Genomic DNA, 1849 nt, shown 5'->3' with positions numbered 1-1849 from the left:
GAACGAAGAGACCGAGGACACCACGTCGTTCGACTCGGACGGCTTTTATGAGCAGGACGTCATGCAGCGTGGCGCCTCGATCAGCCTTGAGTCCATCAAACTTGTAACGTTTTTGACGCTCCAGATCGCAGCCGATAGCGTCCGCTTGGCAATTCATCTGCCATGGGGGGCACGAGTGCTCCTCAGGCATGTTCTTTTGGGAGTGCTTGTGCGTATGACCCGAAGACTGGCATGGCCCCTCGGCGCCATGCTGGCGATACCTGCGGTCGCGGGCTCGGTGCCTGCTGCGGCCGCTGAGGCCGTGGCGCCGCCCGCGGTAGAAGACTTTGCCTACCCGGGGGCCGCCGAGATCCTGGCGCAGCAGCACGTCACCTTGAAGTCCGGTGACGGGAACATCCAGCTGGCTGACTGCACGTCGCCCGAGAGCCTGCTGGAGGTGTTCAGCCGGGCCCTGGACGTCGGCCCCACCAAGGTCTGTTTCCGCGTCACGGGTCCCAGCGGCTACCTGGCGCTGGAACTTCCTAAGGTCTACAGCCTCAAGGGCGATGACCATACGGTCAGGGCCACCCTGAACAGGGGGGGCTCGGTCAGCAGCATGGACCTCCGCAAGAACTACTACAACCCCGTGGGTGAGGGCTCCTCCGCCGAGGGAGCCACCCTGCTCGAACTGTCCGCCACCGACGGACCAGCTACACCGGCCGCCACCGGTGAGCTACCCGCGGTCGGACTGGTCGTCGTCGGGCAGCCCGGCCGTTCCGGCTCGAGGTCCTGCACCGCCACTCTCGTCGACCGTTACTGGGCCCTGACGACGGCCGGCTGCTTCACCGACGGCACCCTCGGCCAGGGCGCGCCTGCGACGAGGAGCACTCTGGCCGTCGGTGGCCAGAGCGTCGAGATCAGCGAGCTCGTCCCCCGGGCCGACCGTGATGTCGTCCTGGCCCGCCTTGCGACCCCGGTCATGAATGTCGCTCCGGCCGTCCTCTCCGGCACGGCGCCCGTGACGGAGGAGAGTCTGCGGGTGCCTGGCTACGGCCGCACCGCCACGCAATGGAGGGCCGCCGGCCAGCACACCACCACCCACACCGTGGGCTCCGTCAGCGCAACCGGTGTCGAGAGTGCACCCGCGGCCGGCGCTGCGGCGATCTGCGCCGGTGCAGCTGGTGCCCCTTTCCTGCGGGAGAAGGACGGAAAGGCAGAGGTCGTCGCAGTCGCGTCCCGCTCCTGGCACGGCGGCTGCTTCGGAACTCCGGCGAGCGAGACCCGTACCGGCGCCCAGTCCGCGCGCGTCGACGACCTCGCCGGCTGGGTCCAGCAGGTCAGCAGCGGGTGGTGGGACACCCTGACCGCGAACCCTGTTGCGGGCAGCTCGGTGTACAACCCGGCCACCAAGACGGCCGAGGTCTTCTCACTCGACGCCGACGGCCATGTCGTTCACTCGTACAGCACCAACGGTGGTACGTGGAGCAGCTGGTCCATGATCACGGACTGGCAGTTCGCGGGCGCGCCGACCGCGGTGTACAACCCGGCGACCGGTGCCATCGAGCTGTTCGCCATCGGCCGTGACGGCACCCTCTCCCACGCCTACTGGACCGCCGCCAACAACTGGAGCACCTGGTACCCCATCGGCTCCGACAAGTTCACCGGCAGCCCCGCCGCCGTCTACAACCCCGCCACCAAGACCGCCGAGGTCTTCGCCGTCCGCACCGATGGCAAGATGGCCCACTCCTACAGCACCAACGGTGGTACGTGGAGCAGCTGGTCCATGATCACGGACTGGCAGTTCGCGGGCGCGCCGACCGCGGTGTACAACCCGGCGACCGGTGCCATCGAGCTGTTCGCCATCGGCCGT

At 68.0% G+C, this 1849-nt stretch carries 2 protein-coding genes; one reads left to right on the top strand and one right to left on the bottom strand.

The window, feature by feature from the left end; all coding sequences use genetic code 11:
- Positions 1–367 (bottom strand): hypothetical protein (locus ABZ885_RS40310; protein ID WP_360200051.1); only part of this gene is annotated, 367 nt, incomplete at its 3' end.
- A gap of 6 nt (positions 368–373) precedes the next feature.
- Here ABZ885_RS40310 and ABZ885_RS40305 point away from each other — a divergent pair.
- Positions 374–1849: trypsin-like serine protease (locus ABZ885_RS40305; RefSeq protein ID WP_360200049.1), on the top strand; the 1476-nt coding region annotated here is incomplete at its 3' end.

The sequence above is a fragment of the Kitasatospora sp. NPDC047058 genome, assembly GCF_040643935.1.
Taxonomy (GTDB): Bacteria; Actinomycetota; Actinomycetes; order Streptomycetales; family Streptomycetaceae; genus Kitasatospora.
The sequence above is the reverse complement of the archived record's forward strand: the minus strand, read 5'-3'. Positions and strand labels throughout refer to the sequence as shown.